We start from the raw sequence: 1,810 nt of genomic DNA, 5'->3' as shown, positions 1-1,810 counted from the left end.
CACCTCGCCTGGCTGTCCGCCGACGCCGATCCCCGCGAAGCCGCCCGCACCGCGGTCGCGGCGACGCTCGCCCGCCGGTAGGAGCGGGCGCCGTTGATCTCCCCGGGGCGCCGGACCGGAAAGGGGCGCTGGCGCGGGCGGAGTTCGGCCGGGCGGCGCCCCGGCAGCTTCCGGGAGGCTGACTGTGCGTGCCGACAGTGTTACTCTCCCACTAAGAGAGAGCTGACTCTCACTTGCTGGCCGGAACGCCACGTCGCCCGTCCTGGCCCGGACCTGCAGGGGAGAGCGGTTCCGCCAAGCGTTCCCTGCTCTTGTGGCCCTTCGGCCGGTGAGGAGAGACCATGACCGCACCCGCACCGCAGTTACCCTTCGAACGCCCCAACGCCCTGGACCTGGCGCCGCTGCTCGAACGCCTGCGCGAGGAAGGCCCGATCACGCGGGTGACGACACCCGCCGGCGACCCGGCCTGGCTGGTGACCCGTTACGAGGAAGCCCGGGAGGTCCTGAGCGACCCCCGGTTCTCCCGGCTGCGCCCCGACACCGAGGACGCCCCGAGGATCTCGGCCTCGGCGCTGCACACACGCCCCGCCGTCACCCCTGAGGACGAGGACCGCGAGCACACGCGGATGCGCCGGATGCTGGCGCCCGCGTTCAGCGCGCCGCGGATGCGCCGGATGGGCGAGAGGATCGCGGAACTCGCCGAATCCTGCCTGGACGCGATGGACGAGGAGCGTTCTCGGGATCCGCACCGCGCCGTCAACCTGCACGACCACCTGTCGTTCCCGCTGCCGGTGATGGTGATCTGCGAGTTGCTGGGCGTTCCGGTGGCGGACCGGGATCTGTTGCGCGGCTGGTCGGAGCGGATCGCCGCGCTGTACGGCGGGGCCGACGGTGCCGCGGCCATGGCCGAGTTCGAGGCGTACGTGGCCGCCATCGCCGAGGAGAAGCGCGAGCAGCCGGGGCAGGACGTGATCAGTGACATCCTGGCCGTGCAGGCGCAGGACCCCTCGTTCACCGAGGAGGAGATGACCCGCCTGGCGGTGGGGCTGCTGTTCGCGGGCCACGAGACGACGTCGACCCGGATCGACCTGGGGGTCCTGTTCCTGCTGAGCGACACCGGCCGGCGGGACCGCTTCGCCGCCGACCCCGAGGGGTCGGCCCGCGCCACGGTGGAGGAGGTCCTGCGGATGGCTGCGCCCGGCGCTCTGGGCCTGACCCGCTACGCCCGCGAGGACGTCACCGTCGCGGGGGCGGCGGTCGCGCAGGGCGAGGCGGTGCTGGTGGCGATCAACGCGGCGAACCGGGACGGGCGGGCGTTCGAGGAGCCGGACACCTTCGACCCGTCGCGTTCCCCCAACGCGCACCTCGCCTTCGGGCACGGCGGCCACTACTGCATCGGCAACGCGCTGGCACGCACCGAGATGCGGATCGCGCTGACCGCGCTGTTCCGGCGCTTCCCCGGCCTGCGGCTCGCGGTGGACGCGCGCAGCCTGCGCGACCGTTCCGAACGGCTGGCGGGCGGCATCGGCGAGGTGCCGGTCCTGTGGTGAACGGGGAGCAGCGGCGCGAGCAGCCCGCCGCGCGGGTGATGGCGGACACCTCGCGGTGCGTGTCGTCGGGGCAGTGCGCGGTGACCGCGCCGTCGGTGTTCGACCAGGACGAGGCCGGGCAGGTCGTCGTGCTCGCTGCCGAGCCCGTCGGGCGGGCGGCGGAACAGGCCCGCGAGGCCGCCGCCAGGTGCCCGGTCTCGGCGCTCCGGTTGCATCCGGCGCGCTAGCTGCCGGTGGTGGTGTCGGCGGCCCCGCGGGGC

Annotated in this window: 2 protein-coding genes; both read left to right on the top strand. The window is 74.1% G+C overall.

The window, feature by feature from the left end:
- The first annotated feature begins 341 nt into the window (after positions 1–341).
- A complete protein-coding gene (locus KS423_RS44830) occupies positions 342–1,550 on the top strand; it encodes a cytochrome P450 (protein WP_224285417.1) in 1,209 nt (402 codons plus the stop codon).
- The gene (locus KS423_RS44825) at positions 1,547–1,777 is read left to right on the top strand and encodes a 4Fe-4S domain-containing protein (RefSeq protein WP_308020328.1); all 231 of its coding nucleotides are present in this window, start codon (positions 1,547–1,549) and stop codon (positions 1,775–1,777) included. Before KS423_RS44830 ends, KS423_RS44825 begins: the two co-directional genes overlap by 4 nt.
- Positions 1,778–1,810: the final 33 nt, after the last annotated feature.

Source organism: Streptomyces sp. LS1784 (assembly GCF_020103755.1).
Lineage (GTDB): Bacteria > Actinomycetota > Actinomycetes > Streptomycetales > Streptomycetaceae > Kitasatospora.
This window is presented reverse-complemented; position numbering and strand designations above follow the sequence as displayed.